The organism is Leptospira kemamanensis, assembly GCF_004769665.1.
Lineage (GTDB): Bacteria > Spirochaetota > Leptospiria > Leptospirales > Leptospiraceae > Leptospira_A > Leptospira_A kemamanensis.
In genome coordinates, this window is sequence record NZ_RQGG01000001.1 from 1 (window position 1) to 1,793 (window position 1,793).

Genomic DNA, 1,793 nt, shown 5'->3' on the forward strand with positions numbered 1-1,793 from the left:
CGATTTCTTCCGGATGTTTTGGCTTGATACAACGCTTGGTCGGCGTGCGTAAACGCTTCCTCCAAGCCGCTTCTACCTCCCCTTCCTTCCGAAATGCCGATGCTCAGCGTTACGGCTTTTCCGTCTTGTAGAAAGACTTTGTTTTCGACTTCCTTGCGGAGATGTTCGGCGATATTCACGGAATCTTCCGGATTGGCTCCGAACAAAAACACGGCGAATTCTTCTCCGCCCCAACGACAAAGCGCGTCGCTCTGTCGAATGCAGGTTCCGAGCACTTGCGCGACTTTGACGAGAATTCGATCTCCCGTATCGTGTCCGAATTGATCGTTCACTTGTTTAAAGTGATCGATGTCGATCATCAAAATGGTCCATTTTTGTCCGTGACGGTTGCTGATCGCGAGCGCCTTTTGCGTCAGCTTTAAAAAACCGCGGCGGTTCGCAATTCCCGTCAACGGATCGGTATGAATCAGTTGTGAAACCTGTTCCATCGAGGATTTCAACTTTATATAAAGAATGAGTACGATTCCGAGCGCGCAGACAAGTCCCCAGAACGGCAACAAACCCGTTACGATGGAGAGTAAAAACCAGATCGCGGAAATCCTATGTATTAAACGGACATCGCCTTCTTTGATATCAAAGAAGACCCAGTAATTTCCGCTCTGCAGAAAAAATTTTTCCGAAGGACCGTTCGGAACTTCAATCAACGACTCGTTCAAATCGATCGGCGCCACCTTTGCAATGATCCGATTGTTTTCGTCGATCAGAATACTTTCTCCGATACAATCCCCCACTTCCAAAATTCTCCGCATCGCGTCCAATCCTATGTCGATCGAAGCGACCCCGAGAAAACGATCCCGAAAATACACGGGCTCGGAGACGGTGATCATCAAACCTTGATCGATGATATCGTTGTATAATCCGGTGATGACTTGTCTGCGATCCGGATTGGCCTCGGGGTTCGCCTGCACCCAAAACGGCCTTTGATACAAGCCGTCGTTGAATACGTCCTTGTAAACAGTACCCTTCGGCGCGTAATACATAAATCCTTGCGCGGATAAATAATAAGCCCAGATGATTTCACTTTGTTTTTCGACAAGCGTATCGAATTGTCCTCTCAAACTCAAAGCGGCTTCCGCTTCTTTTAAAAGAAAGGGTGTGATCTGTTTGGAATACTGAGGCACCCTGGCTGTCTGTGAAAATTCCGCTACGGGCGCGGGAGAATTCTTTGCATCGCGATTTTCAATTCCGAACAATTTCAAACTCGGAAAGTTACGAAACTTCCGAAGAGACGATGCGCTCGAAATTTCATCCGAATCATAAATCATAGCGTTTGAAATCGACAAACCCAAAGCCCTGGTTTGATTGCTGACTCTGCGAATGTAATCCTGCGTCACTTTCGCTCGCATCCAAACGACTCGATGAATTTCTTCCTGTTTCTTTTTCGCTTCGTAAATAAACGTGCCTATGATTAAAACGGGGGTGATCGTCAAAACCATAAGAATCGTTTTTCGTTGAATTCTCTTTTCGCTCTGATGTACGTTCATGCTTAGAATCGCTCGTATTATCCGAGTGCAGAATCAGCAGGAAATTGATTCTACGCAAATGTTTATTTAATTTTAGACTGTTTGGCTTGTATGATTCTATATTTTAAGAAGGTACAAAACGGACTTCGAAGAATGACGTCACGAAGATGATAAGTTGATGGCTGTGTAGAGGGGCGACGTGTCGAAAGAAGCGGGGGGGGGGGGGGGTGGGGGGGGGGGTGGGGGGGGGGGGGGGGGGGGCGGGGGGGG

The 1,793-nt window shown here is 47.5% G+C and carries 1 protein-coding gene; it reads right to left on the reverse strand.

Annotated elements, in window-relative coordinates; all coding sequences use genetic code 11:
* On the reverse strand, nucleotides 1-1,544 hold a 1,544-nt coding region (locus EHQ59_RS00005), incomplete at its 3' end, for a sensor domain-containing diguanylate cyclase (RefSeq protein ID WP_135617136.1).
* Between the last annotated feature and the right edge of the window lie 249 nt (nucleotides 1,545-1,793).